Raw genomic sequence first — 25,325 nt, forward strand, 5'->3', positions numbered from 1 at the left:
CCCACGCGGTGAAAAGCGGTTTTCGCGGATGCGGGCCGGACTGGGAGAATGAAGCGGTCAGCCGTGCGACCGTACCGGCTGCCCGAGCAGAGAGAAGGACGTGCCGATCGTGGCTCAGAGCACCGAGACCACCGACTGGGTCTCCCGTTTCGCGGACGACGTCATCGAGGAGTCGGAGCGTCGGGCCCCGGGCAAACCTGTGGTCGTCGCGTCCGGTCTCTCCCCCTCGGGCCCGATCCACCTCGGAAACCTGCGCGAGGTCATGACCCCGCACCTCGTCGCCGACGAGATCCGCCGCCGCGGCCACCAGGTCCGGCACCTGATCTCCTGGGACGACTACGACCGGTACCGCAAGGTCCCGGCCGGCATCGCCGGCGTCGACGAGTCGTGGGCCGAGCACATCGGCAAGCCGCTCACCTCCGTCCCCGCCCCCAAGGGTTCGCCCCACCCCAACTGGGCCGAGCACTTCAAGGCCGCGATGACCGCGTCGCTGGCCGAGCTGGGCGTGGAGTTCGACGGGATCAGCCAGACCGAGCAGTACACCTCCGGCGTCTACCGCGAGCAGATCCTGCACGCCATGCGGCACCGCGCGGACATCGACGCCATCCTCGCCCAGTACCGCACCAAGAAGGCCCCGGCGAAGAAGCAGCAGCAGAAGCCGGTCGACGAGGCCGAGCTCGAGGCCGCCGAGGGGTCCGGCGCCGCCGCCGAGGACGACGGCAGCTCGGGCACGGCCGGGTACTTCCCGTACAAGCCCTACTGCGGCAACTGCGAGAAGGACCTGACGACGGTCACCGCCTACGACGACGACTCCACCGAGCTCACCTACGCCTGCACCGCGTGCGGCTTCTCGGAGACCGTCCGGCTGAGCGAGTTCAACCGCGGCAAGCTGGTCTGGAAGGTCGACTGGCCCATGCGCTGGGCGTACGAGGGGGTCGTCTTCGAGCCGAGCGGGGTCGACCACTCCTCGCCCGGGTCGTCGTTCCAGGTCGGCGGGCAGATCGTCGGGATCTTCGGCGGCAAGCAGCCCATCGGGCCGATGTACGCCTTCGTCGGCATCAGCGGCATGGCGAAGATGTCGTCCTCCCGGGGCGGCGTACCCACGCCCGCCGACGCGCTGAAGATCATGGAGCCGCAGCTGCTGCGCTGGCTGTACGCCCGCCGCCGGCCCAACCAGTCCTTCAAGATCGCCTTCGACCAGGAGATCCAGCGCCTCTACGACGAGTGGGACCGCCTCGACACCAAGGTCGCCGACGGCTCCGCCCTCCCCGCCGACGCCGCCGCACACTCCCGCGCGGTCCGCACGGCGAGCGGTGAACTGCCCAGGACCTCCCGTCCGCTGCCCTACCGCACGCTCGCCTCGGTGGCCGACATCACCGCCGGGCACGAGGACCAGGCGCTGCGCATCCTCAGCGACCTCGACCCGGCCAACCCGCTGGGCTCACTGGACGAGGCCCGGCCCCGGTACGACAAGGCCGAGGCGTGGATCAACACCCACGTCCCCGCCGACCAGCGCACCATCGTCCGCGCCGAACCCGACGCGGAGCTGCTGAAGTCGCTCGACGAGCAGGGACAGCAGTCCCTGCGCCTGCTCCTCGACGGGCTCGCCGACAACTGGTCCCTGGACGGGCTCACCCACCTCGTCTACGGCGTACCGAAGGTCCAGGCGGGCTTCTCGGCCGACGCCACGCCCAAGGAACTGCCGCCGGAGATCAAGACCGCCCAGCGGTCGTTCTTCGCCCTGCTCTACCACCTGCTGGTGGGACGGGACACAGGGCCGCGCCTGCCCACGCTGCTGCTCGCGGTGGGACAGGAGCGGGTGCGGGCCCTGCTCGGGGAGTAAGCGGCAGCACGGCAAGAGAGGGGGCGCCCGGCGATCACCGGGCGCCCCCTCTCTCGTCGTGCGCATAGCGCTACGCGATGTGGTCCTCTTCCATCTCCGCCATGTGGCGCGCCTGGAAGCGTTCGGCCAAGGCCTTCAACGCGCTCGGGCTCAGTGTCGAGCCGTAGGTCGCCTCGATGTTGTCGCCCAGGACGCGGGGCGTGGGGTAACTGCCGTCTATCGACTGACGGAACACCTGGTAGTACGCCTCCTCGTCCGGATCGGACGCGGGAGTGCCGCCGCCCTCGCCCAGCTCACGGGTGCGGCCGCCGGGAACCACCGGGATCGGGAAGCTGCCGGTCTCCTCCGGAGAGGGCTCCTGGAGGGGCGGCTCCTCCTGATACTGGTCCTGGTACTGCTCGGCGTGCTGCTGCTCCGCGTACCAGCGGGCGTACTCCTCGTCGGGGTCGTACGTGGGGTCGTAGCCCCCGTGGTACTCGACGGACTGCGGGTCACGGGCGTGGAGCCAGGGGTTGCTGGAGGTGTCGTCCTGGGGACCCGGGCTCTGATGGCCCTCGAGCTCCAGGCGCTGCTCGCCGGGAGGTGCTGCCGCGCCCACCCGTGCCGCCCCGGCGGCACGACCGCCCGCAGCCAGGTCGGCACGACTGCCCGCAGCCACCTCGGGGGCCGGCGGGATCAGGGCGGGCTCTATGCCTGCCGCCGCCAGGCCCGCCGGGGCCGTCTCCGCGAGGGGGACGCCGTACTTGGCGAGGCGGAGGGGCATCAGGGACTCGACCGGGGCCTTGCGGCGCCAGGCACGTCCGTAACGGGAGCGGAGCCGGGCCTGGTAGACGAGACGTTCCTGCTCCAGCTTGATCACCTGCTCGTAGGAGCGCAGCTCCCACAGCTTCATCCGCCGCCACAGCAGAAACGTCGGCCCCGGCGAGAGCAGCCAGCGGGTGAGGCGGACACCCTCCATGTGCTTGTCCGCGGTGATGTCGGCGATCCGCCCGATTGCATGCCGGGCCGCCTCCACGGAGACCACGAACAGCACCGGGATCACACCGTGCATGCCCACACCCAGCGGGTCGGGCCACGCGGCCGCACCGTTGAAGGCGATCGTCGCCGCCGTCAGCAGCCACGCGGTCTGCCGCAGCAGCGGGAACGGGATGCGGATCCAGGTCAGCAGCAGGTCCAGGGCGAGCAGGACACAGATGCCGGCGTCGATGCCGATCGGGAAGACATAGCTGAAGTTGCCGAAGCCCTTTTGCAGGGCGAGTTCACGGACAGCCGCGTACGAACCCGCGAAGCCGATACCGGCGATGATCACGGCCCCGAACACGACCACACCGATGAGAACCCGGTGCGTCCGTGTCAGCTGAAGTGGCGCGGCCACCCGTACTCCCCTCCCAGTGCGTGTTGTTGCGCGCAACAGAGTGGCACATGTGTACGGGGGACGGGTGGCCGGTTCTGATTCAGAGGGCTCAGCCCTTGTCGGAGGACTGCTTCGAGGCCGACGCCGACGGCTCGTCCGACGCCTTCCCCGACGCGGAGCCGGACGGCGAACTGCCCGCCGTTCCCGTGCCGTTGGCCTTCGTCACCGAGGCCACCGCCTCCTTGGCCGCCTTCGTCGCGTCCTTCAGCAGGTCGTCGGCGTCCGGCGTCTTGTCACCGGCCAGCCCCGCACCGTTGTAGTCGAGAGTGACGACCACGTTCTCGACGCGGGCCACGACCGTCTGCTGCTTGAAGGTGCCTTCCTTCTTCTTCAGGTCGTAACGCACCGCCGTCGCCTCGTCCCCGGTCCCGGTGACCGGCTCGGCCTTGGTGCCCTTGGCGCCCTCGGCCGCCTGCGCGTCCCGCACCTGCTTGTCGTAGTACTCCTGGGCCAGCTTGTCGCCCGAACCCCGGGTGGTGTCGGAGTCGAAGCGCAGCAGTGACACATTCAGCCAGCGGAACTGCGAGCCCTTCACACCGTTGTTGTCCAGACTGCTCCAGGAGCAGCTGGCACGCGTCGAGACGTCGTCCGAACTGCCCTCCTTGCCCGACTTCGCCTTCGGCGCCAAATCGTCCAGGGTCTTCTTCGACAGCACCGCGCACGCCTCGGGCAACTTCTTGTACGCCGCCGCCTGCACCGTCGGGGACGGGCTCGCGGACTTCGACGCGGAGGCGCCCGCACCCTTGTCCTTGCCGTCGTCGGAGCCGGAGTCCGAGGAGCAGCCGGCGGCGATCAGCATCACCGGGACGACGGCCGCGCCAACAAGAACGCGGGTAAGGCGCTTCGCTCGCTCGGGCTGCTCTCGCTGTGCTCGTCGCTGCATGGTTCCTTCACTCATGACGCTCGTGTTCCCTGCGGTCGGATCGGGTCCGAGGGGTCACGGTACGCGGTGAGCCACCCGCGCGGCCCTGCTTCCCGTGCTTCGGGCCACGGGGTGAAGGGGCCGCGAAACGGGCTCAGCCGTTCAGCGAATCGGCCAACTCGGAGGCCAGTTCCCGTGCCCTGTCCTGCATTTCCTTGCTGTCCGGCACGGCGCCGACGGTCATCGGCTGCTCCGCGTACTCGATGGTCACCATCACGTTGGACGTGCGGAACGCCACAGTCACCGTGCGCTGCTGAGCGGTCGAACCGGAGCTGTTCACCTCGTCGTCGAGGAACGCCTCGTCACCCAGATCCTCCAGAAGCCGGGGCTGAAGGTCGGAGGGGGCGGCGGACGGCGAGCCGGTGGGCGACCCGGACGAAGGAGACGAACTCGGCTTCCCGGAGGGGCCGCTCGAGGGGGTGCCGGACTCGTTGGTCGTCACCGTCGGCTCCGGCAGCTTCGCCGCGTCCCGCAGGGTCGCGAAGAGCTCCTGCGCCTTGGCGTCGTCGCTGACGGCGTTGTCGTAGGAGACGACCCGTTCGAAGTCGATCAGCAGGTGGTCGGTCGCCAGCGCCGACTCCACCTTCCAGCGGCAGCCCACCTTGCGGTCGGTGTCGTAGGTGAGGGTCGCCTCGCCCGCGTACGCCTTCTCGCGCCGCTCCTCGTCGGTCATCTCCTCGATGCCGGGCAGGAGTTCGTCGAGTGTCGCATCGTCGACCGCCCCGCAGGGCTCGGGGAGCGTGGCGTACTTGCCGGGCTGCGCGGCCTGGGTCGCCGTACTGGCGCTTCCGGGGTTGGAGTTGTCCGACTGGCCGCCGCTGTCCGAGCTGCCGGTGCAGCCGGCCAGGACGGCCGCCAGGAGCGCGGCGACGCCGGGTACGTACGCCTTCCGCTGCACGGTCGGGCTCCTCTCGACGGTGGGCGCGGGACGGTGCCCGCCGGGTCCTCCCAGTGTCCCCGCTGGTTAATCGCTTGCCGCAGGGGGGCGGTCTCCCCGGACAATGTGTACCGCACGCACTGCCGTGGACGCCGGTCCGTCATCCCTTTTCGTCGACCTTGGCGCCGGTTTTGCGGTTCAGGGCTTCTGTCAGGTTGTCGGGGGAATGGGGACGTCATGTCGTACGTGGAAATGCCGGGCGCGAAGGTACCGATCCGTATGTGGACGGACCCGGCGACGGTGGAGGAGGGCGCCCTCCAGCAGCTGCGGAACGTCGCCACCCTGCCGTGGATCAAGGGTCTGGCCGTGATGCCTGACGTGCACTACGGCAAGGGGGCGACGGTCGGGTCGGTGATCGCGATGCGCGGTGCCGTGTGCCCGGCCGCGGTGGGCGTCGACATCGGCTGCGGCATGTCCGCGGTGAAGACCTCCCTGACGGCGAACGATCTGCCGGGTGACCTGTCCCGCCTCCGGTCGAAGATCGAGGAGGCCATTCCGGTGGGCCGGGGCATGCACGACGACCCGGTCGACCCGGCCCGCTTCCATGCCTTCGCGACCGGCGGCTGGGACGACTTCTGGGGCCGCTTCGGTGGAGTGGCCGATGCGGTCAAGTTCCGTCAGGAGCGTGCCACGAAGCAGATGGGAACGCTCGGATCAGGAAACCATTTCGTTGAGGTATGCACGGATACGGTCGGTTCCGTCTGGCTCATGCTGCACTCCGGCTCCCGGAACATCGGCAAGGAACTGGCGGACCACCACATCGGCATCGCCCAGAAGCTCCCGCACAACCAGAACCTGGTCGACCGCGACCTCGCCGTCTTCATCGCGGACACCCCGCAGATGGCGGCGTACCGCAACGACCTGTTCTGGGCGCAGGAGTACGCGAAGTACAACCGCTCGATCATGATGGCGCTCCTCAAGGACGTGGTCCGCAAGGAGTTCAAGAAGGCGAAGCCCATCTTCGAGCCGGAGATCAGCGCGCACCACAACTACGTGGCCGAGGAGCGCTACGACGGCATGGACCTGCTCGTGACCCGCAAGGGCGCGATCCGCGCGGGTTCCGGCGAGTACGGGATCATCCCGGGCTCCATGGGCACGGGTTCGTACATCGTCAAGGGCCTCGGCAACGCCAAGTCCTTCAACTCGGCGTCGCACGGCGCCGGCCGGCGGATGAGCCGGAACGCGGCGAAGCGGCGCTTCTCGACGAAGGACCTGGAGGAGCAGACGCGGGGCGTGGAGTGCCGCAAGGACTCCGGCGTCGTGGACGAGATCCCGGGCGCGTACAAGCCGATCGAGCAGGTCATCGACCAGCAGCGGGACCTCGTGGAGGTCGTCGCGAAGCTGAAGCAGGTCGTCTGCGTGAAGGGCTGACCCGACACGGGCGTGACACGGAGAGCGGGCCCCTGCCGGAAGTCCGCTACTTCGCGTGGGTTACCGCGTAGATCATGACGAAGGCGACGATGTGGATGCCGAAGAGGAAGTAGCCGAGGTAGTACCAGACGTAGCGTTCGCGCTTCTTCTCCAGGGCCAGTCGGCGCTGTTCGGTGGTGTCGTCGCCCATCAGGGCTCCCGGTGAACCTTGGTGTTGGAGGCCTGGGCGCGCGGGCGGACCACCAACAGGTCGATGTTGACGTGCGGCGGGCGGGTCACCGCCCAGGTGATGGTGTCGGCGACGTCGTCGGCGGTGAGGGGCTCGGCGACGCCCTGGTAGACCTTGGCGGCCTTCTCGGTGTCGCCGCCGAACCGGGTGAGCGCGAACTCCTCCGTCCTGACCATGCCGGGCGCGACCTCGATGACGCGCACCGGGCGGCCGACGATCTCCAGGCGCAGGGTTTCGGCGAGGACGTGGGCGCCGTGCTTGGCGGCGACGTAGCCCGCGCCGCCCTCGTAGGTGGCGTGTCCGGCGGTGGAGGTGACGACCACGACCGTGCCGTCGCCGCTCGCGTCCAGCTTGGGGAGCAGGGCCTGGGTGAGGTGGAGGGTGCCGAGGACGTTGGTCTCGTACATGGTGCGCCACTGCTCGGGGTCGCCGGTGGCGACCGGGTCGGCGCCGAGTGCGCCGCCGGCGTTGTTGACGAGGACGCCGACGGTTTTGAAGGCGGTGGCGAACTCGTCGACGGCGGCGCGGTCGGTGACGTCGAGGGGGTACGCGGTGGCCTGGTGGCCGGCGGCGTTGATCTCCTCGGCGAGCGCCTCGATGCGGTCCTTGCGGCGGGCGGTGAGGACGACGCGGTACCCGGCCTCGGCGAGCCGGCGGGCCGTGGCGGCGCCGATTCCGCTGCTCGCGCCCGTGACGACGGCGATGCGGGACGCGGCGGGCGGTACGGCGGTGGCCATGGGGCTGCTCCTCGGCGATCGGGTGGACCGGGCACGCCGTGCGGTCCGGCCGTGCCCGGCCAGGATAAGCGGGGCCGGTCGGGTGACGGCGGGGGCGGTGGGCCGGCGGGCGTCAGCCGTTGCGCGGGGCGTACATGATCACGGCCATGCCGGCGAGGCAGACCAGTGCGCCGGTGACGTCCCAGCGGTCGGGGCGGTAGCCGTCGGCGACCACGCCCCACAGGATCGAGCCGGCGACGAAGATGCCGCCGTACGCGGCGAGGACGCGGCCGAAGTGCGCGTCGGGCTGGAAGGTGGCGACGAAGCCGTAGGCGCCGAGCGCGAGGACTCCGCCGGCCGCCCACATCCAGCCGCGGTGTTCGCGTACGCCCTGCCAGACCAGCCAGGCGCCGCCGATCTCCAGGAGCGCGGCGAGGACGAACAGGGCGGCGGAGCGGAGGATCAGCATGCCCGCAGCTTCGCACGCGGGTGCCGGCCGGCCGCTGTCACCTGTTGGAGGGCGCCTGCCGTGGCCCGCACCGGGGATACATGCGGTACGTCGAAGGGACTGGGAGGTGCGGCATGCCGGGGAACGCGCGGCCGCGGCTGATGGCGGAGCTGGCCGTGGTGTCCCGGCGCCACATGGCGTCGTACGCCCTGTTCAACCAGGCCCTCGCCGATCATCTGGGGCTGCATCCCACCGATCTGCAGTGTCTGAATCTGCTGACGCTGGAGGGCGGCCCGGTGACGACCGGACGGATCGCGGAGCTGACGGGGCTGACGACCGGCTCGGCGACGCGGCTGGTGGACCGTTTGGAGCGGGCGGGCTATGTGACGCGGGAGCGGGACGCGGGGGACCGGCGGCTGGTGCTGGTGGCGCCGGTGCCGGGGAAGGCGGCGGAGTTCAAGCAGGTGTGGGAGCGTGTCGGCGGTGGTTGGGTGACGCTCTTCGAGGATCTGGACGACGCCGAACTCGCTTTGTTCATCGATCACATGAGGCGCACGACGGACTTCGGAACCGAGCAGGCCGCCCGGCTGCGGTCGGGGGACGTCTAGCTGCTCTCGGCCGTCTCGGTGTCGTAGCGCTCGCGGGCCAGGTGCACTTCGTCGAAGTGGGTCTCCGCCCAGTCCTTCACGGCGCTCAGGAGCAGGCTGAGGCTGGCGCCGAGCGGGGTGAGTTCGTAGTCGACGCGGACGGGTACGGACGGGGTCACCGTGCGGGTGAGGATGCCGTCGCGTTCCAGTGAGCGCAGGGTCTGGGTGAGCATCTTGGGGCTGACGCCGGCGATCTTGCGGCCGAGGTCGCTGTAGCGCATGGGGCCGGCGGCGAGGGCGCTGACGACGAGGGAGACCCACTTGTCGCTGATGCGGTCCAGGAGCTGGTTGGTGGGGCAATTCCTGAGGAACGCGTCGTACTCGAAGCGCGCCTGTTCGCGCCGCTGGGCCGCCGTCGTGGTCGGCATGGCTCACCTCCGGGAGACATACGCACTTCCAGGTAACTACTTACTTATCGATAGTAGCTCTTCCTAGGGTTGTGGTCAGCCGCGGAGAAACCGCGGCGAAGGATCACAAACAGGGAGTTTCTGTCATGCGTGCTGCGGTGGTGACGTCGTTCGGCGGGCCCGAGGCCGTGCGGGTCGACGAGGTGGAGGTGCCGGAGCCGGGGGCCGGCCAGGTGCGGATCAAGGTCGCGGCGACGGCGCTGAACCCGGTGGACGTGGGGCTGCGGGAAGGTGTTTTCGGCGGCGAGGGGCAGACGGTCGGGCTCGGCTGGGATGTCGCGGGGACGGTCGACGCGGGCGGGGCGGCGGCCGGGTGGAGCGCCGGTGACGAGGTGGTCGCGCTGCACCACTGCATGGTGAAGCCGCTGGGGGCGCACGCCGAGTACGTCGTCGTGCCGGCGGACGCGGTGGCGCGGGCGCCGCGGACGGCCGACGCCGTGCACGCGGCGACGCTGCCGCTGAACGCGCTGACGGCCGCGCAGGCCCTGGATCTGCTGGCGCTGCCCGAGGGCGCGTCGCTGCTGGTGACGGGTGCCGCCGGTGCGGTCGGCGGATACGCCGTCCAGCTCGCCGCGCACCGGGGGATCACCGTCACCGCTCTGGCCCGGGAGGACGACGAGGAGCTCGTGCGTTCGCTCGGTGCCGCGCACTTCGCGGGCGGCCGGGTGGAGGCGGGGGGCTTCGACGCGGTGCTGGACGCGGCGGTGCTCGGCGGGCGGGCGCTGGCGTGGGTGCGGGACGGGGGTGCCTACGCGGGCGTGATACCGGGTGCGGAGCCGGCGCCGGAGCGCGGGGTGCGGGTGGCCGCGGTGGAGGTGGCCGCCGACGGGGCCCGGCTGGCGGAGCTGGTGCGGCTGGCGGACGAGGGGGTGCTGACGCTCCGGGTCGCGCAGACGTATCCGCTGGCCGACGTGGTGAAGGCGCATGCCCGCCTGGCGGAGGGCGGGGTGCGGGGGCGGCTGGTGCTGGTGCCGTAGGCGCCCGCCGGGCGGGTACCGGGGTGGGGGGAATAGGTGGGGTGGCGGAGTCGTTCCCGGGGTATAGTTGAACGGTCAACAACCGGAGGATGAGCGGCCATGCAGTTCGGGATCTTCAGCGTCGGGGACGTCACCCCCGACCCGACCACGGGGCGCACGCCGACCGAACGCGAGCGGATCAAGGCCATGGTTGCGATCGCGCTCAAGGCGGAAGAGGTGGGCCTGGACGTCTTCGCGACCGGCGAGCACCACAACCCGCCGTTCGTGCCGTCCTCCCCGACCACGATGCTCGGCTACATCGCGGCACGCACCGAGCGGCTGGTCCTCTCCACCTCGACCACCCTGATCACCACCAACGACCCGGTGAAGATCGCCGAGGACTTCGCGATGCTCCAGCACCTGGCCGACGGCCGGGTGGACCTGATGATGGGCCGCGGCAACACCGGACCGGTCTACCCCTGGTTCGGCCAGGACATCCGCCAGGGCATCAACCTCGCCGTCGAGAACTACGCCCTGCTCCACCGGCTGTGGCGCGAGGACGTCGTCGACTGGGAGGGGAAGTTCCGCACCCCGCTGCAGGGCTTCACCGCCACGCCCCGCCCCCTGGACGGCGTACCGCCGTTCGTCTGGCACGGCTCCATCCGCTCGCCGGAGATCGCCGAGCAGGCCGCCTACTACGGCGACGGCTTCTTCCACAACAACATCTTCTGGCCGGCCGACCACACCAAGCGCATGGTCGAGCTGTACCGGGCCCGCTACGCCCATTACGGGCACGGCACGCCCGAGCAGGCGATCGTCGGCCTGGGCGGTCAGGTGTTCATGCGGAAGAACTCGCAGGACGCGGTGCGCGAGTTCCGCCCCTACTTCGACGTCGCGCCGGTCTACGGGCACGGGCCCTCGCTGGAGGAGTTCACCGAGCAGACGCCGCTCACCGTGGGCTCCCCGCAGCAGGTCATCGAGAAGACGCTGTCGTTCCGCGACTACGCCGGCGACTACCAGCGCCAGCTGTTCCTGATGGACCACGCGGGCCTGCCGCTGAAGACCGTGCTGGAGCAGCTCGACCTGCTCGGCGAGGAGGTCGTGCCGGTGCTGCGCAAGGAGTTCGCCAGGAACCGCCCGGCCGACGTGCCGGACGCCCCCACCCACAGTTCGCTGCTGGCCGCCGCCAGGAAGCAGGAAGGAGCGCGGGCATGAGGCTCGTCGTCGTATCGGCCGGACTGAGCGTGCCGTCGTCCACGCGGCTGCTCGCCGACCGGCTGGCCGCGGTCGCCGCCCCGGCCGCGACCGCCCCGGAGCCCGCTCCCGCGGACGTCCGGGTGATCGAGCTGCGCGACCTCGCCGTCGAGATCGCGCACACCTTCACCAACGGCTTCCCGGGCCGGGCACTGTCCGAGGCGTTCGAGGCGGTGTCCGGGGCCGACGGGCTGATCGTCGTCACCCCGGTCTTCTCGGGGTCGTACAGCGGGCTGTTCAAGTCGTTCTTCGACGCGCTGAGCGTCACCGACCCCGACGCCCTCGCCGGGAAGCCGGTGCTGATCGCCGCGACCGGCGGAACGGCGCGGCACTCGCTGGTGCTGGACCACGCGCTGCGTCCGCTCTTCTCCCACCTCCGGGCCGTCGTCGTCCCGACCGGCGTCTACGCCGCCTCCGAGGACTGGGGCGCCGAAGGGCTGGACGGCCGCGTCGAGCGGGCGGGCCGGGAGCTGGCGGCGCTGATGGCGGGGCTGTCCGGCACGCGTCCGCTGCCCCGGCGGGACTCCTTCGAGGAGGTCACCCCGTTCGAGGAGCGGCTGGCTGCGCTGCGGCCCGCCGGGTGAGATACGGGTAAGAAGCGCGGCCCGGGACCCTCCGCCGGGTCCGGGGCACGCCGGCGGTTGGCACACTGGGCGCGTGCCGCACACCGTTCTGCTCGCCGAAGACGACCGCGCCATCCGCAACGCGCTGGAGCGCGCGCTGACCCTGGAGGGCTACCGGGTCACGGCCGTCGCCGACGGGGTGGAGGCCCTCGCGCAGGCCCACCGCAGCCGTCCCGACGTGCTGGTCCTCGACGTGATGATGCCCGGCATCGACGGCCTCCAGGTGTGCCGGGTGCTGCGCGCCGAGGGCGACCGCACACCGGTGCTGATGCTGACGGCGCTGGTGGAGACCGCCGACCGGATCGCGGGACTGGACGCGGGGGCCGACGACTACGTCGTCAAGCCCTTCGACGTCGAGGAGGTCTTCGCCCGGCTGCGGGCCCTGCTGCGCCGGGCGGCTCCCGTGACACCGGCCCCGGAGCCCGAGCCCGTGGAGGAACGGCGGCCGGAGCCCCCCGGGCGGTTCCTGGAGGCGGCCGGACTGCGCATGGACCCCCAGGCGCGCCGGGCCTGGCGCGGCGGCCGGGAGCTGGAGCTGACCCGCACCGAGTTCGAACTGCTGGAGCTGCTGATCCGCAACGCGGGCGTCGTCCTGGAGCACTCCACCATCTACGACCGCATCTGGGGCTACGACTTCGGCCCCGGTTCCAAGAACCTCGCCGTCTACGTCGGCTATCTGCGGCGCAAACTCGACGACCCCGGTGCACCGCAGCTGATCCACACGGTGCGCGGGGTGGGCTACGTGCTGCGGGAGGGCTGAGTGGCCGTGGGCGGGGTGCGGGGGCCGTCGGTCCCGCGCCGGCGGCTGCGGCTGCTGTCGCTGGGGACCACGTTCGCGGTGGCGTTCGCCGCGGTCACCGCCACGGTCACCGTGCTGGTCGGCATCCTGTCGTACAACGCGGCGGCCCGGCTGGTGCGGGTGGACCAGCAGTCCGTGTTCGACGAGGTCGTCCAGGACCTGCGCGGCGAGGTCCGGGAGAACCGGATGACGCCGCACGACTTCTCGTCCGCCGCGCCCGGCCACGACCTGGTCCGGCCCGCCCGGACCGACGTGCAGGTGCTCGGGCCGGACGGCAGCGTCTTCGACCCGGGAGATCCCGGGCTGCCGGTGGTCGGCTCCGACCGCCGCATCGCCGGTGCCGCGACGGCCGGGCGGGTGGTGGTGCACGCGGACGTCGACGTCGGCAACGACCTCTACCGGGTCGCGACCGTCTCGCTCGGCGGCAGCCGGGGCGCGGTGCAGGTCGCGCAGGAGTTCAGCAACACCGAGGACCTGCTGCGCGCCCTCCAGCGGCGCACGCTGATCCTGATGGCGGCGGTCGTGGTCGGGGCCGGGCTGTTCGGCTGGTGGCTGGCCCGCCGCATCACCCGCCGGCTGGTCGTCCTCACCCGCACCGCCGAGGCCGTCGCCCGCACCCGGCGGCTCGGCATCCCGGTGCCCGTCGCCGGCTACGACGAGGTGGGGCGCCTCGGCCGCGCCTTCGACCGCATGCTGGGCCGGCTCGCCCAGTCCGAGGAGGACCAGCGCCGGCTGGTCCAGGACGCCGGGCACGAGCTGCGTACACCGCTCACCTCGCTGCGCACCAACATCTCGCTGCTGCGCCGCATCGACGAACTGCCGCCCGGCACCCGTGAGGAACTCGTCGCCGACCTCACCCAGGAGGCCCGCGAACTGACCGATCTCGTCAACGAGCTGGTCGACCTCGCCGCCGGGCAGTACGACACGGAGCCACCGCAGCGGGTCGACCTCGCGGACATCGCCGAGGACGTGGCGGGGGTGGCGCGGCGGCGCACGGGGCGGGAGATCCTCGTCAGCGCGAGCGGCGACACCACGGCGGACGGGCGGCCGGGGATGCTGACACGGGCGGTGTCCAACCTGGTCGAGAACGCGGTGAAGTTCGACCGGGACGGGTGCGGGCCCGTGGAGATCGGCGTCGCGGGGCCGGCACGGCCGGGGGTGGTGCGGGTGGAGGTGCGGGACCGGGGGCCGGGGATCGCGGAGGACGATCTGACGCGGGTCTTCGACCGGTTCTACCGCGCTGCCGACGCGCGGTCCCTGCCGGGGTCGGGGCTCGGGCTGTCCATCGTGCGGGAGGTCGCGCTCGCGCACGGGGGCGCGCCGTACGCCTTCCGGCGGGAGGGCGGGGGGACGGTGACGGGGTTCACGGTGGGGGGTGCGGGGGCGTAGGCGGTGGGCGGAAGCGGCGCGGACGCTCGTCCTGACGGTGCTGCGGACGGTCGGGACGAAGTAGGCGCCGGTGGGTCTACGGTGCGGCCGAGGGGGCCCGTGGTGCGGGGTTCGCGTCCCGTGCGTGCCGCGGCCGCAGGCGCCCGGTAAGGCCAGTTCAGGCATGCCGTGACCCGGTCGGCACGCGTCGTGGGGTGCCGGGTGCGGCTGCCGTGCCGGCACCGCCCAGGACCGCCGACCTCAGGAAGTCAGATGAAGACACGCGTCGATCTGCTCACCAAGGAGTACCCGCCGGAGATCTACGGCGGCGCCGGAGTCCACGTCGCCGAACTCACCCGGGCCCTGCGGCCGCTGGTGGACCTGCGGGTGCACTGCCTCGGCGCCCCCCGGGACGAGGAGGGGGTGACCGCATACCGCGAGCCCGCGCTCGGCGACCACCCCGACACAGCGCTGCGCACCCTCGGCGCGAACGTGGAGATGGCGGCCGGCTGCGCGGGCGCCGACCTCGTGCACAGCCACACCTGGTACGCCAACGGCGCCGGCCATCTCGCCCGCACCCTGTACGGCGTCCCGCATGTCGTCACCACCCACAGCCTGGAACCCCTGCGTCCGTGGAAGGCCGAGCAACTGGGCGGCGGCTACGCGCTCTCCTCGATGGTGGAACGCACCGCGCTGCGGCACGCCGACGCGGTGATCGCGGTGTCGGACGCGATGCGCGAGGACGTGCTGCGCGTCCACCCCGACATCGACCCGGACCGGGTGCACGTGGTGCACAACGGCATCGACACCGTCGTGCACCGGCCCGACCACGACACCGCCGCGCTGCGGCGGTACGGCATCGACCCCGACCGGCCCCTGGTGCTGTTCGTCGGGCGGGTGACACGGCAGAAGGGGCTCCCCCAACTGCTGCGCGCCGCCTTCGAGATGGACCCGGCGGCCCAGCTGGTGCTGTGCTGCGGCCGGCCGGACACCCCGGGCATAGCCGCCGAGACGGCCGCGCTGGTCGACGCGCTGGGGCGCTCGCGCGGCGGCGTGATCCGCGTCGACGGCATGCTCGACCAGACCTCCCTGCGTCAACTCCTCACCCACGCCGATGTGTTCGTCTGCCCCTCCCTGTACGAGCCGATGGGCATCGTCAATCTGGAGGCGATGGCCTGCGGCACGGCGGTGGTGGCCACCGCCACCGGAGGGATTCCCGAGGTCGTCGTGGACGGCGAGACCGGGCTGCTGGTCCCCGTGGAGCAGGAGCAGGACGGCACCGGGACCCCGCTCGACGCCAAGCGGTTCGCCTCCGACCTGGCGGCGGCCGTGAACCGGCTGGTCGCCGACCCGGACCTGGCGTCGGCGATGGGCGTGGCGGGCCGGATCCGGGCCGAGAAGTTCTTCGGCTGGGACCGGGTCGCCGAGCGGGTGCACACGGTGTACCGGCGGGTACTCCAGGGGTGAGGCGGCGGGTGCCGGGGAGCTTGTGACGCTCCCCGGCGCGGTTCAGATGCCGGACAGCCTGCCCACGGTGAACGGCAGGTCCAGCGTGGCGAAGCCGTACTGCGAACGCACCACGTGCAGGGCGCCGTTCCTGCGCACCAGCGCGGTGGGGTGCTGGAGCGCCGGGTCGGCGAGCTGCGACTCGACCACGGCGCCGGTGAAGTCGGCGGACAGCGCCACGCGGCTGATCCGGTCGTTGGCGAAGTGCGCCACCCACAGCTTGTTCTTCTCCAGCAGCAGGCCGTCGCCGCCGGCCAGGCTCGCCCCGCTCACCCGTACCTTGCCGACCGTCCCGGAGGCCAGGGCGATGCGGAAGAGGTCGCCGGAGGCCGAGTCGATGATCAGCAGATGGGTGCCGGTGGGGTCCGCCTCGATGCCGTTGAGGGTGAGGGTGCCCTCCGGCTGCGGGGTGACGACAGCGGTGAGGTCGAAGCCGACGGGCAGGGTGCGGTCGGGGCCGCCCGCCGCTGTCGCGTCCGCGACCTGCTTCTCGGTGAGCCGGTAGACGACCTTGCCGGTGGAGTCCGTCAGATAGGCGGTGCCGTCGGGGGTGAAGTCCAGGTCGTTGAGGACGGAACTCTCGGGCGCGGGGGTCACGAAGCGGGCCAGCCGGGTCCCGGTCGCCTTCTCGTACAGCGTCACACCGGCCTTGTCGTTGACCCAGAGCCGGCCGCGACGGTCGATGTCGATGCCCATGGCGTGGTCCCGGCCCTCCGCGCCGGCGGGCAGATACACCTTGGCCTTCACCGCGCCGGGCGTGGCCCGGTAGACGGCGCCGGTGCCGAAGGACGTGACGTACAGGTCGCCCGTCGAGGGGTCCAGCACCATGCCCTCGGGATAGGCGTCGTCGTGGGGCAGCGCGACGGCGTCGGTGACCGTGAGGCCCGCCTCCGCCGCGGCGGCGGGAACGGTGGCCTGCACGCCGCACAGCGCGGCGAGGGCGAGACCGAGGGCGGCCAGACGGTGGCGGCCGCGGAAGGAACGTACGGAGGTCATGGGGTCCCCTTTCGGAAAGGACGTGACGGACACGTCTGTGGTGCTGCGGGACTGTATGGCCGAAGCGATGCGGTGCCGGCCGTCCGAAAAGGAGGGCTGAACGGGCCCGTTTTCGAGGAAAGGGCAGGTGGGAAGGGGGGAACAGAGGCCGGGGAGGTGGCCGACAACGGTCCGCGGGAAAGGGCCGACTTCCGTATGTGACGCAGCGGATTCCGCATGGTATAGCCGATTCCGTTTCATTCCGGGGCGTCGGCCGGGGACCACAGGAAGTCCGAGCGGTTTCGTTGACCGCGCCCGCGCGAGCCGCGAACGTCCACAGCGGATCCGCTCCGGCCCCCACCCATCGAAGGGACCTCTCATGACCCAGCGCGAACACGTCGACATCCCCGGCACCCGGGCGCGCCTCGTCGGCAATCTCTTCCTGCCCGCGGCCCCGCCCGGAAGTGCCCCCGCACCGCACCCCGCCGTCGTGGTCGCCGGCACCTGGACCAGCGTCAAGGAGCAGATGGCCGACCGCTACGCCGAACGCCTGGCCCGGCTCGGGTACGCGGCGCTCTCCTTCGACTTCACCGGGTTCGGCGAGTCGGGCGGGGAGCCCCGCGACACCGAGTCGCCCGAGGGGAAGACGGACGACATCCGGCAGGCGGTGACGTTCCTGGCCGGGCATCCGCGCGTCGATCCGGAGCGCATCGGCGCGCTCGGTATCTGCGCGGGCGCCATGTACGTCTCCGCGGCCGCCGCCGAGGACGACCGGGTACGCGCCCTGTCCCTGGTGGCGCCGTGGCTGCACGACGCGGAGATCTGCCGCGACGCCTACGGCGGTGACGCCGAGGTGGCGCGGCGCCTCGACGCCGGCCGTGCGGCGCGGTCGGTCTACGAGACGACCGGCGAGGTCGAGTACGTGCCCATGGTGAGCGGGCAGGACCCGCGCGCCGCACTGCCGTACGAGATCGACTTCTATCTCGACCCCGAGCGCGGCGGGGTCCCCGCCTGGCCCAACCGGTTCGCGGTGATGGCCTGGCCGCAGTGGCTCGGGTTCGACGCCGTCGCACTGGCCCCGCGCATCGACCGGCCGGTCCTGCTGGTGCACAGCCCGGACGCGGCGATCCCGGACGGCGCCCGCCGCTTCCACGAGGGTCTCGCCGGCAAGAAGCGGCTGCACTGGACGACGGGCACCCAGTTCGACTTCTACGACCAGGAGCCGCAGGTGACCGTGGCGCTGACGGAGACCGACCGGCACTTCGGCGAATTCCTCTGACCGGGACGGACGTTCCCGACCTCAGAATGTCCGGGAAACTCCTTTGCCGGGGCGCCGAGGGGCGCCGTTACCTTTGCGGCCATGTCTCATGTTCCGCCGAATGTGCGTGCAGTAGACGCTCCCGAAGACGTTCCGGCCACCGAGGTCCCGGTCCCGGACACCCATGACGGTCGGGTGACCACGCTCGAGCTGTTCTTCGATCTCGCCTTCGTCTTCAATTTCACGCAGCTCGCCCGGCTGTTCGCCCAGGACATGACCGCGCGGGGCGCGCTGCAGGTGTTCCTCATCTTCTGGCTGCTGTGGTGGATGTACGGCGGTTACGCCTGGCTCACCAACCATCTGCCGCCGCACCGCAAACGGCACCGGCTGCTCCTGCTGCTGGGCATGGCCGCGTTCCTCGTCCTCGGTCTGACCACGCCGAACGCGTTCGACGGTGACGGTGTCGCCTTCGGCGCGGGCTATCTGGTGATCGTCAGCGTGCACGCGCTGCTGTTCGCGTTCGGCGGTCCGATGGCCGCCCGGAACATGCTGCGCATCGCGCCCTTCCACATCGCGGCCGCCCTGCTGGTGATCGGCGCCGGAATGCTCGAGGGGCCCGCGGTGTACGTGTGCTGGAGCAGCGCGGTCGCCCTGGAGATCGCCGCCCCCTACATCAACGGCGTGTCCGGGTTCTCCCTGAAGTCCGGGCACTTCGTGGAGCGGCACGGGCTGCTCATGATCATCGCGTTGGGGGACTCGTTCCTGGCGCTCGGCGTGGGCACCGACGGCCGGCACGCGGGACTCTCCGTGGTCACCACCGCCGTACTGATCTTCGTCATCCCGGCCTGTCTGTGGTGGGTGTACTTCGACGAGTCGGAGAAGGCCCGGCGCGCCGAGTGGGCCCTTGACCGCAAGGACCCGGCCGAACGCTCGGCGCTGGCGCTCTCCGCCTTCTTCTACGCCCACATCCCGATGCTCCTCGGGCTCATCCTGATCGCGGCGGCCATCAAGAAGACGATCAGCGAGCCCTTCGGAGTGCTCCCGCTGACGCCCTCCCTCGCGCTGGCCGGGGGTGTCTCCCTCTATCTCGCCGGAATCGCCTGGTTCCACGGAATTCTCAAGATCGGTCCCCAGCGGTTCCATTATGTGGCCTCGTGCGTCGCCGTCCTGGCCGTTCCGGTGGGTCATTTTCTGGCGGCCGTCGTCGAGGTGGCCTTCCTCGGAATGGTCATCGTCACGGCCCTGTTCAGCGATCACCGCTGGACCGTACGGAGCGGCGACATCTGCCGGAGAATTCCCGAAGAGGTCAGATAGTAGAAATCCGTTCCTTGGCCGCCGCGCGCTTTCTCTCCCATCCTGCTACGGAAACCCGGTCCCGGTTCATGTTCCGGAACCGCCCTTCGGAAAAGGGAGTTGCCGTGCTCTTCTATGTCCAGATGAAGTGGAACCACGAAGGCCGTATATCCCTCGACGAGCTCTGGGAGCTCGAACAGGACGAGGCCGAACACGCCCAGGAGACCATCGACTCCGGTTTCTGCGTGGGCATCTGGAAGGTCGCCGCCCAGAAGCGCGTCATCGCCATCATCGACTCGCCGGACGCCGAGGAGCTCGACCGGACCGCGCTCGGCCGGCTGCCGATGCGCGAGTACCTGGAGTTCGAGAAGGTCTGGCCGCTCCGCGACTACCTGGGCTTCGCCGGCGACGTCAAGCAGCGCTACAAGGTCTGAGGCGCCGACGACATCCGTCCGCGTTTCTCCACATCTTTGGGAGAAGACAATGCGCCACCGCATCATCGCCCCACTCGCCCTGACGGCCGCGCTGCTGACGGCCTGCTCCGGCACCGACGACGACACCCCGGCAGGCGACGACACGACACGGGTGACCGCGTCCGCGTCCGCCGCCGGTTCCGGGAGCGCCGGGACGTCCGGCAAGCCCGCGAACAACCCCGTCGCCCAGCGCTATGTGGACGCCGTGGCCGCCGAGGACGTCGCCGCGCTCGCCGCCGCCTTCCACGAGGACGCCGTGCTCAACGAGCCCGGCCGCACCTTCCGCGGACGGGAGGCGATCCGCCAGTGGGCCGCCGACGAGGTCATCGGCGGCCGGCTCACCGTCCTCGACGACACCCCGAAGAGCGACGGCACCACCCTGCTGCTGCGGTTCGCGCACCGCGGGGAGAGCGGCGACGGTTTCCGGGCCACGTACGAGTTCACCGAGCGGGACGGCCTCATCGGGCAGCTCGACCTGGAGTACGCCTGATGGCGGCCGCCGCGAGCGCGCCCGTCCCGGCCGGCGGCGGACACGGCAACCGCCTGGCACTGGCCACGCTGGGGCTGGGCGCGTTCGTCATCGGGACCGCGGAGCTCGTCATCGTCGGTGTGCTGAGCCTCATCGCCGACGACCTGGGCATCTCCGAGGGCACCGCCGGACTCCTCGTCACCGCCTACGCGTTGGGCATCGCGCTGGGCGGTCCGCTGCTCACCGCGGCGACCATGCGGCTGCCCCGGCGCACCCTGCTGTGGCTCACCCTGGCGGTGTTCGCCGCGGGCAATGCGGCGGCCGTCGTCAGCGGCGTGTTCGGGCTGCTGTTCGTCGCCCGCCTGCTGTGCGGCGCCCTGCACGGGCTGTTCGTCGGCGCGGCGACGACCGTCGCCACCGGGCTGGTGGCCCCCGAACACCGGGGCCAGGCCGTCGGCCTGGTCTTCGGCGGCATCTCGGTGGCCACGGTGCTCGGTGTCCCCGTCGGTACCGTCGTCGGGCAGAACCTGGGCTGGCAGGCCACGTTCCTCGGCGTCGGCGTCCTCGGTCTGCTCGCCCTGCTCGCCGTGCTGCTCACCGTGCCCGCCGTCGGCGCGTCCGGTACCGGGGACCTCCGCGCCCAGGCGCGGCATGCGTTCGCGCCTCGTGTGCTGGCCATGCTGGGCACGTATCTGCTGCTGATGGGCTCGCAGTTCGTCGCCTTCACCTATCTGACGCCGTACGTGGAGGACGTCACCGGAATCCCGTCCGGTGCGGTCGGCGCGTTCCTGCTGCTCTTCGGTGTCGCGAGCGCGGTCGGCACGTTCGGCGGCGGACGGTTCGCCGACCGGGATCCGTCCAACACGCTGCTGGTCGGCAACATCGTGCTCATCGCCACGCTGGGTGCGCTGTACGTGTTCGGGACCAACGCCGTCCTGGCGGGGGTGCTGCTGGCGGTCTGGGGGCTGGTGGGTTTCGGTGTCACGCCGTCCCTCCAGCTGCGGGTGATCTCGCTGGCCGGTGAGGGCAGGGACCTCGCGGCGACGCTGGGTGCGTCGGCGGCGAACGCGGGGATCGCGCTGGGGGCGGCGCTGGGGGGTTGGGCGCTGTCCTCGTACGGTGCGCAGGAGGTGCCGCTGGTGGCGATGGTCGCGCTGGTGGTGGCGCTGCCCGCGGTGTGGGCGACGCGGTATCTGACGGTGCCGGGCGCCGTGCCTCTCCCCTCGGGGGATGTGGAGCCCACGGAGGTGCTGGCGCACAGCCGGGGCTGAATCGGTCCCCTCACCCGGTGCCCGGAGGTCCGCGCCTCCGGGCACCGGCGTGGGTGAGGGCCGGAGGGTGGTTGCGCAGCCCGGCGCTTACGGGGTGCCTCCCCCACTCTCGGCTTCGCTCGAGCGGGAGGTACCCCCACCGCCCACCCGTGCCGCCCCAGCGGCACGACTGCCCGCGGAGGGCGAAAGGGGGGACCGCCCGGTGGGCGGTCCCCCCTTTGGGTTGGTGGGGGTCAGGAGTTGTCGGAATCCGGGAAGGGGAGGGTCAGGATCAGCAGGGCGCTCAGGCAGGTGACGGCGGCCGCGGTCAGGTAGGCCGTGTGGTAGCCGGCGAGGCGGTCGGTGGTGCCCGAGGCCGTGGCTACCGCGACCAGGACGGCCACGCCGACGCTGCTCCCGACCTGCTGGGCGGTCACGTTCACCGCGCCGGCGACGCCGTGCCGGTGCGCGGGCAGGCCCTCCAGGGTGGCGGCGGTCATCGCACCGAAGCCGATGCCCTGGCCCACGCTCATCACCGCGATGCCGGGCAGCATGTGCGCCCAGTACGAGCCGTCCTGCGGGGTCAGCGCCCACAGGGCGACCCCGGCGCCGATCAGCAGCAGGCTCGCCGCCATCAGCGGCTTGTAGTGCGCGGGCGTGATCCGCCGGCCCGTGAGATGCGAGCTGACGACGACGATCAGACCCATGGGCACCACCGCCAGCGAGGACTCGAAGGCCGAGTAGCCGAGCATGTCCTGCATGTACAGCGGGGCGAAGAACAGCAGCCCGCTGACGCCCGTGTAGTACGCGGCACCGGTCACCGTGGCCGCCTTCACCGGGTTGCTGCGGAAGATCTGCAACGGCAGCAGCGGATCGGCCGCGCGCTGCTCGCGCACCACGAAACCGGCCAGGCCCGCGGCCGCCAGCACCAGCGCGAGCAGGGTGACGGGCTCGCCCCAGCCGTGGTCGCTGCCGTTGGTGACGCCGTACACCGTCAGTCCCAGACCCAGCGTGACGAGCAGCGCGCCCGGCAGGTCCAGGGAACTGCGCCGGGGGGTGTCCGCGGGCAGCAGCAGCCGTACGACGCTCAGCACCAGGGCGGCCGCCACCACGCTGACGACGAAGACCGAGCGCCAGCCGAACAGGTCGGTGAGCACCCCGCCCGCGACCAGCCCGGCGCTGAAGCTGCTCGCCCCGGTCGCCGCGTACACGGCGAGGGCACGGTTGCGTGCGGGGCCCTCCGGGAAGATCTGGCCGAGCAGCGCCAGGGACGCCGGACCGGACAGCGCCGCCCCGACGCCCTGCAGGGCCCGCGCGGCGATCAGCACCGGCAGGGCGGGCGCGAGGGCCGCGCCGAGCGACGCGACGGCGAACAGCGCGATGCCGACGGCGAAGACCCGCCGCCGTCCGAGGATGTCCGCGGCCCTGCCGCCCAGCAGCAGCACACCGGCGAAGGTGATGGCGTAGGCGGTCATGGTCCACTGGAGCGTGGTGCCCGAGGCGTCGAAGCGCTCGCCGATGGAGGGCAGCGCGGAGTTGATGACGGCCACGCCGCTCACGTCGAGCGCGAGGGCGGCGGCCAGCAGCACCAGCGCCCACCTGCGGCGGCGCTCGGATTCCTGGGGTACTTCGACGGGTGCGGTCGAGGGCACGGCTTCCTGGGATGCCATGCGGCCTCCTTTCGAGTACGTGGACATGCGGGATGCGTATGCGTATGCGTGCACGACGGAATCCCGGTGCCGTCGGCCGGCACCGGGAGCGGGACAGCGGCGGCCGGGAGCTACTGCGTCAGGGGCGTGACCACGAGGGAGGGCACCGTCAGATGGCCCGGCCGGCCCGTGACGTACGCGATGGCGTCGGCGATCTCGTCGGGGCTCAGTGCCCGGTGCTCCTGGTGGAAGCCGTCCAGCACGTCCTGCGGCAGATGCCGGCCGACCCCGGTGGCGGCCAGCCCCGGGCGCAGATCGGTGACGCGTATGCCGTCGGCCAGCAGCTCGGCCCGCAACGTGGTGGACAGCGCGCTCACCGCGGCCTTGGTGGCGTTGTAGACGGCGAACCCGGGAGCGAACATCGTGGTGCCGGCGATGGACGAGACGTTGACGATGTCCGCCCGTCTCCCGGACCGGGCGGCCGCCGTGAGCGCGGGCAGAAAGGCGGCCGTCGTGTACAGGACACCGAGGACGTTGGTGTCGACCATGGTCCGCCACTCCTCGGCGCGTCCTTCCGCGACGGGTGAGGAGTGCATCACTCCGGCATTGTTGACCAGCAGGTCGACCGGGCCCAGCCGCCGCGCCACATGTTCGGCGGCGCGGGCCAGGTCGGCGGGGGACGCGACGTCGCACACCACGGACACGGCGGTGCCGCCGTCGTCCGTGATGTCCCGCGCCACCTCCTCGACGGCGTCCGGCCTGCGGGCCAGCAGGGCGACAACGGCGCCGGACGCCGCGAGCCTGCGGGCGGTCGCGGCGCCGATGCCGCCGGAGGCGCCGGTGATCACCGCCGTGCGGGCGGCGTCCGTCGGCGCGCGGTCGCGCGGGGTGCGTAACGCGGTCTGCGGGGAACGTGCGGTCATGGGGACTCCCTCACGGGATCGGGGGTCGTCGTGCGAGCGGGACGCGGGCGGCCGGCCCGCCGGTGGCGGGCCGGCCGCCCGGAAGGGGCGACGGTGCTCCCTCAGGCCGCCGGGGCGAGCCGGCGGGACAGCGGGTGCTCCGCGCCGAACGTGGCGACGGCGATGTCGTACGGGGTCTTGCCGTCGTGCCCGGTCAGATCGGTGCGCGCCCCGGCCTCGATCAGGACGGTGGCGCACTCCTCGTAGCCGTGCCACAGCGCGTCGTGCAGCGGCGAGTAGCCGTTGGTGGCGCCCCGGAAGTCGAGGTCGATCCCGGGGGCCCCGACCAGCAGCCGGGTGATGCCGGCGTGCCCGTTGTAGACCGCCTTGTGCAGCGGCACCGCGCCGAAGGTCGGCTCGGTGGCGTTGACGTCGGCGCCGGCCGCGAGCAGGTCGCGGACGATGTCCTCGTGGCCGTCCCGGCACGCCACCAGCAGCGGGGTGTGCGCGTCGTTGAAGCCGTTGACGACGGGGAAGCGCCGGTCGACCTCGGCGCCCTCCTTCAGCAGCGCCCGCGCCGCCTCGGTGTCACCCGACGCGACGGCGGCCATCAGCCGCTGCTCGGCCCTCTCCCGCTCGTCGGCGGCCGTACGCTCCTTCAGCAGCCGTTCCGCCTCGAGGAGTTGCTCCTTGCCGCGGGTGTTGACGTTGAGCTCGTACTCGAAGTGCTGCCGCATGGAGAACCCGTAGTGGGTGGACAGTTCCACGCCCGCGTTCACCGACAGCAGGTATCCGGCGACGTCCGGCCACTTGTACCAGAGGGCGTCCATCAGCGGGGTGTGGCCGGTGGTGGCGGCCGGCGCGTCCACGAAGGCTCCCGCCTCCACCAGCGCCCTGACCGTGTCCAGGTCGCCGCCCTGGACGGCCTTGTGCAGGGCGGTGGCCCCGGCCCGGCTGTCCGCGGTGAACACGTCGGCGCCGGCCGCGATCAGCTCCCGTACGACGTCGGCCGCGCCCAGTCCGGCGGCGGCCTGCAGGATCGTCAGGCCCGTGCCGGGGTCACGCCGGTCGGGGTTGCCGCCGTAGCCGAGCAGCGAGCGGACCTCCGCCAGGTCGCGCCCCCGCACCGCGGCCAGCAGCCGCTCGTCCAGGTCGGCCTTGAACGCCGCGACCTCGCCGTCCGGGTCGAAGAACACCTTCCAGCGGATGATCTGCCCCCGGCCGTCGAGCTCCAGCCGGTGGCTGTCCTCGATCTCGAAGGGCACCCGGGTGCGGGTGTGGAACGCCTTGGTGTAGATCCGGGCGTAGGCCACCGCGCCCTCGGCGACGAGTTCCCTGAGCTCGTACTCGACGACCTCGGTCTCCTCCGCGCGGATGCGGAAGGCCTCCGCGACCGCGTCGCGGCCGACGTGCCGCCCGACGTAACCGATGATCGAGTTCCACTCGTCCTTCGGCAGGTCGAAGACGACGGACGGCGACAGTGTCGAGATGATCTTCTCGAGGTCGCCGCGGCCGATCGCGTCGAACCACTCCTCGAGGACCGCGCGGGTGCGCCCGGTGTCCGTGTGTGCTGCCATGCCTGGTGCCTCCTGATGGGTGAGGTGCGCCTCGGTGTG

General features: G+C 71.7%; 25 protein-coding genes. 14 read left to right on the top strand and 11 right to left on the bottom strand.

What is annotated here, in order from left to right:
- Positions 1 to 100 precede the first annotated feature (100 nt).
- Positions 101 to 1,843 carry a lysine--tRNA ligase gene (gene lysS / locus ACZ44S_RS31655; RefSeq protein ID WP_466935111.1) on the top strand — a complete coding sequence of 581 codons (1,743 nt, stop codon included), beginning with the start codon at positions 101 to 103 and terminating at the stop codon, positions 1,841 to 1,843.
- A gap of 70 nt (positions 1,844 to 1,913) precedes the next feature.
- On the opposite strand, the gene ACZ44S_RS31660 is transcribed toward lysS, so the two are convergent.
- From ACZ44S_RS31660 to ACZ44S_RS31670, 3 genes are all read right to left on the bottom strand, one after another.
- Complete coding sequence (locus ACZ44S_RS31660; protein ID WP_466935114.1) at positions 1,914 to 3,218, bottom strand: DUF2637 domain-containing protein; 1,305 nt, start codon at positions 3,216 to 3,218, stop codon at positions 1,914 to 1,916.
- Positions 3,219 to 3,306: 88 nt separating this feature from the next.
- The gene (locus ACZ44S_RS31665; protein ID WP_466935117.1) at positions 3,307 to 4,155 is read right to left on the bottom strand and encodes a DUF3558 family protein; all 849 of its coding nucleotides are present in this window, start codon (positions 4,153 to 4,155) and stop codon (positions 3,307 to 3,309) included.
- 118 nt (positions 4,156 to 4,273) lie between these two features.
- A complete protein-coding gene (locus tag ACZ44S_RS31670; RefSeq protein ID WP_466935119.1) occupies positions 4,274 to 5,077 on the bottom strand; it encodes a DUF3558 domain-containing protein in 804 nt (267 codons plus the stop codon).
- A 216-nt stretch (positions 5,078 to 5,293) separates the two neighbouring features.
- Between ACZ44S_RS31670 and ACZ44S_RS31675 the strand changes: the two genes are divergently transcribed.
- Entirely contained in the window at positions 5,294 to 6,487 is a 1,194-nt protein-coding gene (locus ACZ44S_RS31675; protein ID WP_466935121.1) for an RtcB family protein, read from the top strand.
- A 46-nt stretch (positions 6,488 to 6,533) separates the two neighbouring features.
- Here ACZ44S_RS31675 and ACZ44S_RS31680 read toward each other — a convergent pair whose 3' ends face one another.
- From ACZ44S_RS31680 to ACZ44S_RS31690, 3 genes are all read right to left on the bottom strand, one after another.
- Complete coding sequence (locus ACZ44S_RS31680) at positions 6,534 to 6,677, bottom strand: hypothetical protein (RefSeq protein ID WP_466935124.1); 144 nt, start codon at positions 6,675 to 6,677, stop codon at positions 6,534 to 6,536.
- Entirely contained in the window at positions 6,677 to 7,453 is a 777-nt protein-coding gene (locus ACZ44S_RS31685) for an SDR family NAD(P)-dependent oxidoreductase (protein WP_466935127.1), read from the bottom strand. Before ACZ44S_RS31685 ends, ACZ44S_RS31680 begins: the two co-directional genes overlap by 1 nt.
- Before the next feature lie 112 nt (positions 7,454 to 7,565).
- Positions 7,566 to 7,901 carry a YnfA family protein gene (locus ACZ44S_RS31690; RefSeq protein ID WP_466935130.1) on the bottom strand — a complete coding sequence of 112 codons (336 nt, stop codon included), beginning with the start codon at positions 7,899 to 7,901 and terminating at the stop codon, positions 7,566 to 7,568.
- Between the two features lie 113 nt (positions 7,902 to 8,014).
- Here ACZ44S_RS31690 and ACZ44S_RS31695 point away from each other — a divergent pair, with 113 nt between their 5' ends.
- A complete protein-coding gene (locus ACZ44S_RS31695; protein ID WP_466935133.1) occupies positions 8,015 to 8,488 on the top strand; it encodes a MarR family winged helix-turn-helix transcriptional regulator in 474 nt (157 codons plus the stop codon).
- Here ACZ44S_RS31695 and ACZ44S_RS31700 read toward each other — a convergent pair.
- On the bottom strand, positions 8,485 to 8,895 hold the full coding sequence (locus tag ACZ44S_RS31700) for a winged helix-turn-helix transcriptional regulator (RefSeq protein ID WP_466935136.1): 411 nt from the start codon (positions 8,893 to 8,895) through the stop codon (positions 8,485 to 8,487). The two genes, ACZ44S_RS31695 and ACZ44S_RS31700, sit on opposite strands and share 4 nt — an antisense overlap.
- A gap of 125 nt (positions 8,896 to 9,020) precedes the next feature.
- Between ACZ44S_RS31700 and ACZ44S_RS31705 the strand changes: the two genes are divergently transcribed.
- The 6 genes from ACZ44S_RS31705 (at position 9,021) to glgA (ending at position 15,401) form a co-directional block, all read left to right on the top strand.
- Positions 9,021 to 9,911, top strand: coding sequence for an NADP-dependent oxidoreductase (locus ACZ44S_RS31705; protein ID WP_466935139.1), 891 nt, complete (start codon positions 9,021 to 9,023; stop codon positions 9,909 to 9,911).
- A 99-nt stretch (positions 9,912 to 10,010) separates the two neighbouring features.
- Positions 10,011 to 11,105: an LLM class flavin-dependent oxidoreductase gene (locus ACZ44S_RS31710; protein ID WP_466935142.1), complete on the top strand. Its 1,095-nt coding sequence runs from the start codon at positions 10,011 to 10,013 to the stop codon at positions 11,103 to 11,105.
- Positions 11,102 to 11,728: an FMN reductase gene (locus ACZ44S_RS31715; protein WP_466935145.1), complete on the top strand. Its 627-nt coding sequence runs from the start codon at positions 11,102 to 11,104 to the stop codon at positions 11,726 to 11,728. Before ACZ44S_RS31710 ends, ACZ44S_RS31715 begins: the two co-directional genes overlap by 4 nt.
- A 73-nt stretch (positions 11,729 to 11,801) precedes the next feature.
- Positions 11,802 to 12,527, top strand: coding sequence for a response regulator transcription factor (locus ACZ44S_RS31720; protein ID WP_466935148.1), 726 nt, complete (start codon positions 11,802 to 11,804; stop codon positions 12,525 to 12,527).
- Positions 12,528 to 13,955 carry a sensor histidine kinase gene (locus ACZ44S_RS31725; protein WP_466935151.1) on the top strand — a complete coding sequence of 476 codons (1,428 nt, stop codon included), beginning with the start codon at positions 12,528 to 12,530 and terminating at the stop codon, positions 13,953 to 13,955.
- A 252-nt stretch (positions 13,956 to 14,207) separates the two neighbouring features.
- Positions 14,208 to 15,401, top strand: coding sequence for a glycogen synthase (glgA, locus tag ACZ44S_RS31730; protein ID WP_466935154.1), 1,194 nt, complete (start codon positions 14,208 to 14,210; stop codon positions 15,399 to 15,401).
- A gap of 42 nt (positions 15,402 to 15,443) precedes the next feature.
- Here the strand turns inward: glgA and ACZ44S_RS31735 are convergent, their stop codons facing one another.
- Positions 15,444 to 16,436, bottom strand: coding sequence for an SMP-30/gluconolactonase/LRE family protein (locus tag ACZ44S_RS31735; protein WP_466935157.1), 993 nt, complete (start codon positions 16,434 to 16,436; stop codon positions 15,444 to 15,446).
- 358 nt (positions 16,437 to 16,794) lie between these two features.
- On the opposite strand from ACZ44S_RS31735, the gene ACZ44S_RS31740 reads away from it, so the two are divergent.
- The 5 genes from ACZ44S_RS31740 (at position 16,795) to ACZ44S_RS31760 (ending at position 21,179) form a co-directional block, all read left to right on the top strand.
- Positions 16,795 to 17,694 carry an alpha/beta hydrolase gene (locus tag ACZ44S_RS31740; protein WP_466935160.1) on the top strand — a complete coding sequence of 300 codons (900 nt, stop codon included), beginning with the start codon at positions 16,795 to 16,797 and terminating at the stop codon, positions 17,692 to 17,694.
- A gap of 174 nt (positions 17,695 to 17,868) precedes the next feature.
- Positions 17,869 to 18,987 carry a low temperature requirement protein A gene (locus ACZ44S_RS31745; RefSeq protein WP_466935163.1) on the top strand — a complete coding sequence of 373 codons (1,119 nt, stop codon included), beginning with the start codon at positions 17,869 to 17,871 and terminating at the stop codon, positions 18,985 to 18,987.
- A gap of 104 nt (positions 18,988 to 19,091) precedes the next feature.
- Positions 19,092 to 19,400 (top strand): muconolactone Delta-isomerase, encoded by a 309-nt coding sequence (locus tag ACZ44S_RS31750; RefSeq protein ID WP_466935166.1) that lies wholly within the window; start codon positions 19,092 to 19,094, stop codon positions 19,398 to 19,400.
- 49 nt (positions 19,401 to 19,449) lie between these two features.
- Positions 19,450 to 19,929 (top strand): nuclear transport factor 2 family protein, encoded by a 480-nt coding sequence (locus ACZ44S_RS31755; protein ID WP_466935169.1) that lies wholly within the window; start codon positions 19,450 to 19,452, stop codon positions 19,927 to 19,929.
- Complete coding sequence (locus ACZ44S_RS31760; RefSeq protein WP_466935172.1) at positions 19,929 to 21,179, top strand: MFS transporter; 1,251 nt, start codon at positions 19,929 to 19,931, stop codon at positions 21,177 to 21,179. The genes ACZ44S_RS31755 and ACZ44S_RS31760 overlap by 1 nt, the downstream gene beginning before the upstream one ends.
- Before the next feature lie 233 nt (positions 21,180 to 21,412).
- Here the strand turns inward: ACZ44S_RS31760 and ACZ44S_RS31765 are convergent, their stop codons facing one another.
- From ACZ44S_RS31765 to ACZ44S_RS31775, 3 genes are all read right to left on the bottom strand, one after another.
- Entirely contained in the window at positions 21,413 to 22,828 is a 1,416-nt protein-coding gene (locus ACZ44S_RS31765) for an MFS transporter (protein WP_466935175.1), read from the bottom strand.
- A 110-nt stretch (positions 22,829 to 22,938) separates the two neighbouring features.
- Positions 22,939 to 23,730 (bottom strand): SDR family oxidoreductase, encoded by a 792-nt coding sequence (locus ACZ44S_RS31770; RefSeq protein ID WP_466935177.1) that lies wholly within the window; start codon positions 23,728 to 23,730, stop codon positions 22,939 to 22,941.
- Between the two features lie 101 nt (positions 23,731 to 23,831).
- Positions 23,832 to 25,286 carry an ankyrin repeat domain-containing protein gene (locus ACZ44S_RS31775; RefSeq protein ID WP_466935180.1) on the bottom strand — a complete coding sequence of 485 codons (1,455 nt, stop codon included), beginning with the start codon at positions 25,284 to 25,286 and terminating at the stop codon, positions 23,832 to 23,834.
- Positions 25,287 to 25,325: the final 39 nt, after the last annotated feature.

This window comes from Streptomyces malachitofuscus (assembly GCF_055571035.1).

Coding starts and splice junctions, on each gene's coding strand:
- ACZ44S_RS31665 (WP_466935117.1), bottom strand. CDS start 4,155: ATGAGTGAAGGAACCATGCAGCGACGAGCACAGCGAGAGCAGCCCGAG.
- ACZ44S_RS31675 (WP_466935121.1), top strand. CDS start 5,294: ATGTCGTACGTGGAAATGCCGGGCGCGAAGGTACCGATCCGTATGTGG.
- ACZ44S_RS31680 (WP_466935124.1), bottom strand. CDS start 6,677: ATGGGCGACGACACCACCGAACAGCGCCGACTGGCCCTGGAGAAGAAG.
- ACZ44S_RS31685 (WP_466935127.1), bottom strand. CDS start 7,453: ATGGCCACCGCCGTACCGCCCGCCGCGTCCCGCATCGCCGTCGTCACG.
- ACZ44S_RS31690 (WP_466935130.1), bottom strand. CDS start 7,901: ATGCTGATCCTCCGCTCCGCCGCCCTGTTCGTCCTCGCCGCGCTCCTG.
- ACZ44S_RS31695 (WP_466935133.1), top strand. CDS start 8,015: ATGCCGGGGAACGCGCGGCCGCGGCTGATGGCGGAGCTGGCCGTGGTG.
- ACZ44S_RS31700 (WP_466935136.1), bottom strand. CDS start 8,895: ATGCCGACCACGACGGCGGCCCAGCGGCGCGAACAGGCGCGCTTCGAG.
- ACZ44S_RS31705 (WP_466935139.1), top strand. CDS start 9,021: ATGCGTGCTGCGGTGGTGACGTCGTTCGGCGGGCCCGAGGCCGTGCGG.
- ACZ44S_RS31710 (WP_466935142.1), top strand. CDS start 10,011: ATGCAGTTCGGGATCTTCAGCGTCGGGGACGTCACCCCCGACCCGACC.
- ACZ44S_RS31715 (WP_466935145.1), top strand. CDS start 11,102: ATGAGGCTCGTCGTCGTATCGGCCGGACTGAGCGTGCCGTCGTCCACG.
- glgA (WP_466935154.1), top strand. CDS start 14,208: ATGAAGACACGCGTCGATCTGCTCACCAAGGAGTACCCGCCGGAGATC.
- ACZ44S_RS31735 (WP_466935157.1), bottom strand. CDS start 16,436: ATGACCTCCGTACGTTCCTTCCGCGGCCGCCACCGTCTGGCCGCCCTC.
- ACZ44S_RS31740 (WP_466935160.1), top strand. CDS start 16,795: ATGACCCAGCGCGAACACGTCGACATCCCCGGCACCCGGGCGCGCCTC.
- ACZ44S_RS31755 (WP_466935169.1), top strand. CDS start 19,450: ATGCGCCACCGCATCATCGCCCCACTCGCCCTGACGGCCGCGCTGCTG.
- ACZ44S_RS31760 (WP_466935172.1), top strand. CDS start 19,929: ATGGCGGCCGCCGCGAGCGCGCCCGTCCCGGCCGGCGGCGGACACGGC.
- ACZ44S_RS31765 (WP_466935175.1), bottom strand. CDS start 22,828: ATGGCATCCCAGGAAGCCGTGCCCTCGACCGCACCCGTCGAAGTACCC.
- ACZ44S_RS31770 (WP_466935177.1), bottom strand. CDS start 23,730: ATGACCGCACGTTCCCCGCAGACCGCGTTACGCACCCCGCGCGACCGC.
- ACZ44S_RS31775 (WP_466935180.1), bottom strand. CDS start 25,286: ATGGCAGCACACACGGACACCGGGCGCACCCGCGCGGTCCTCGAGGAG.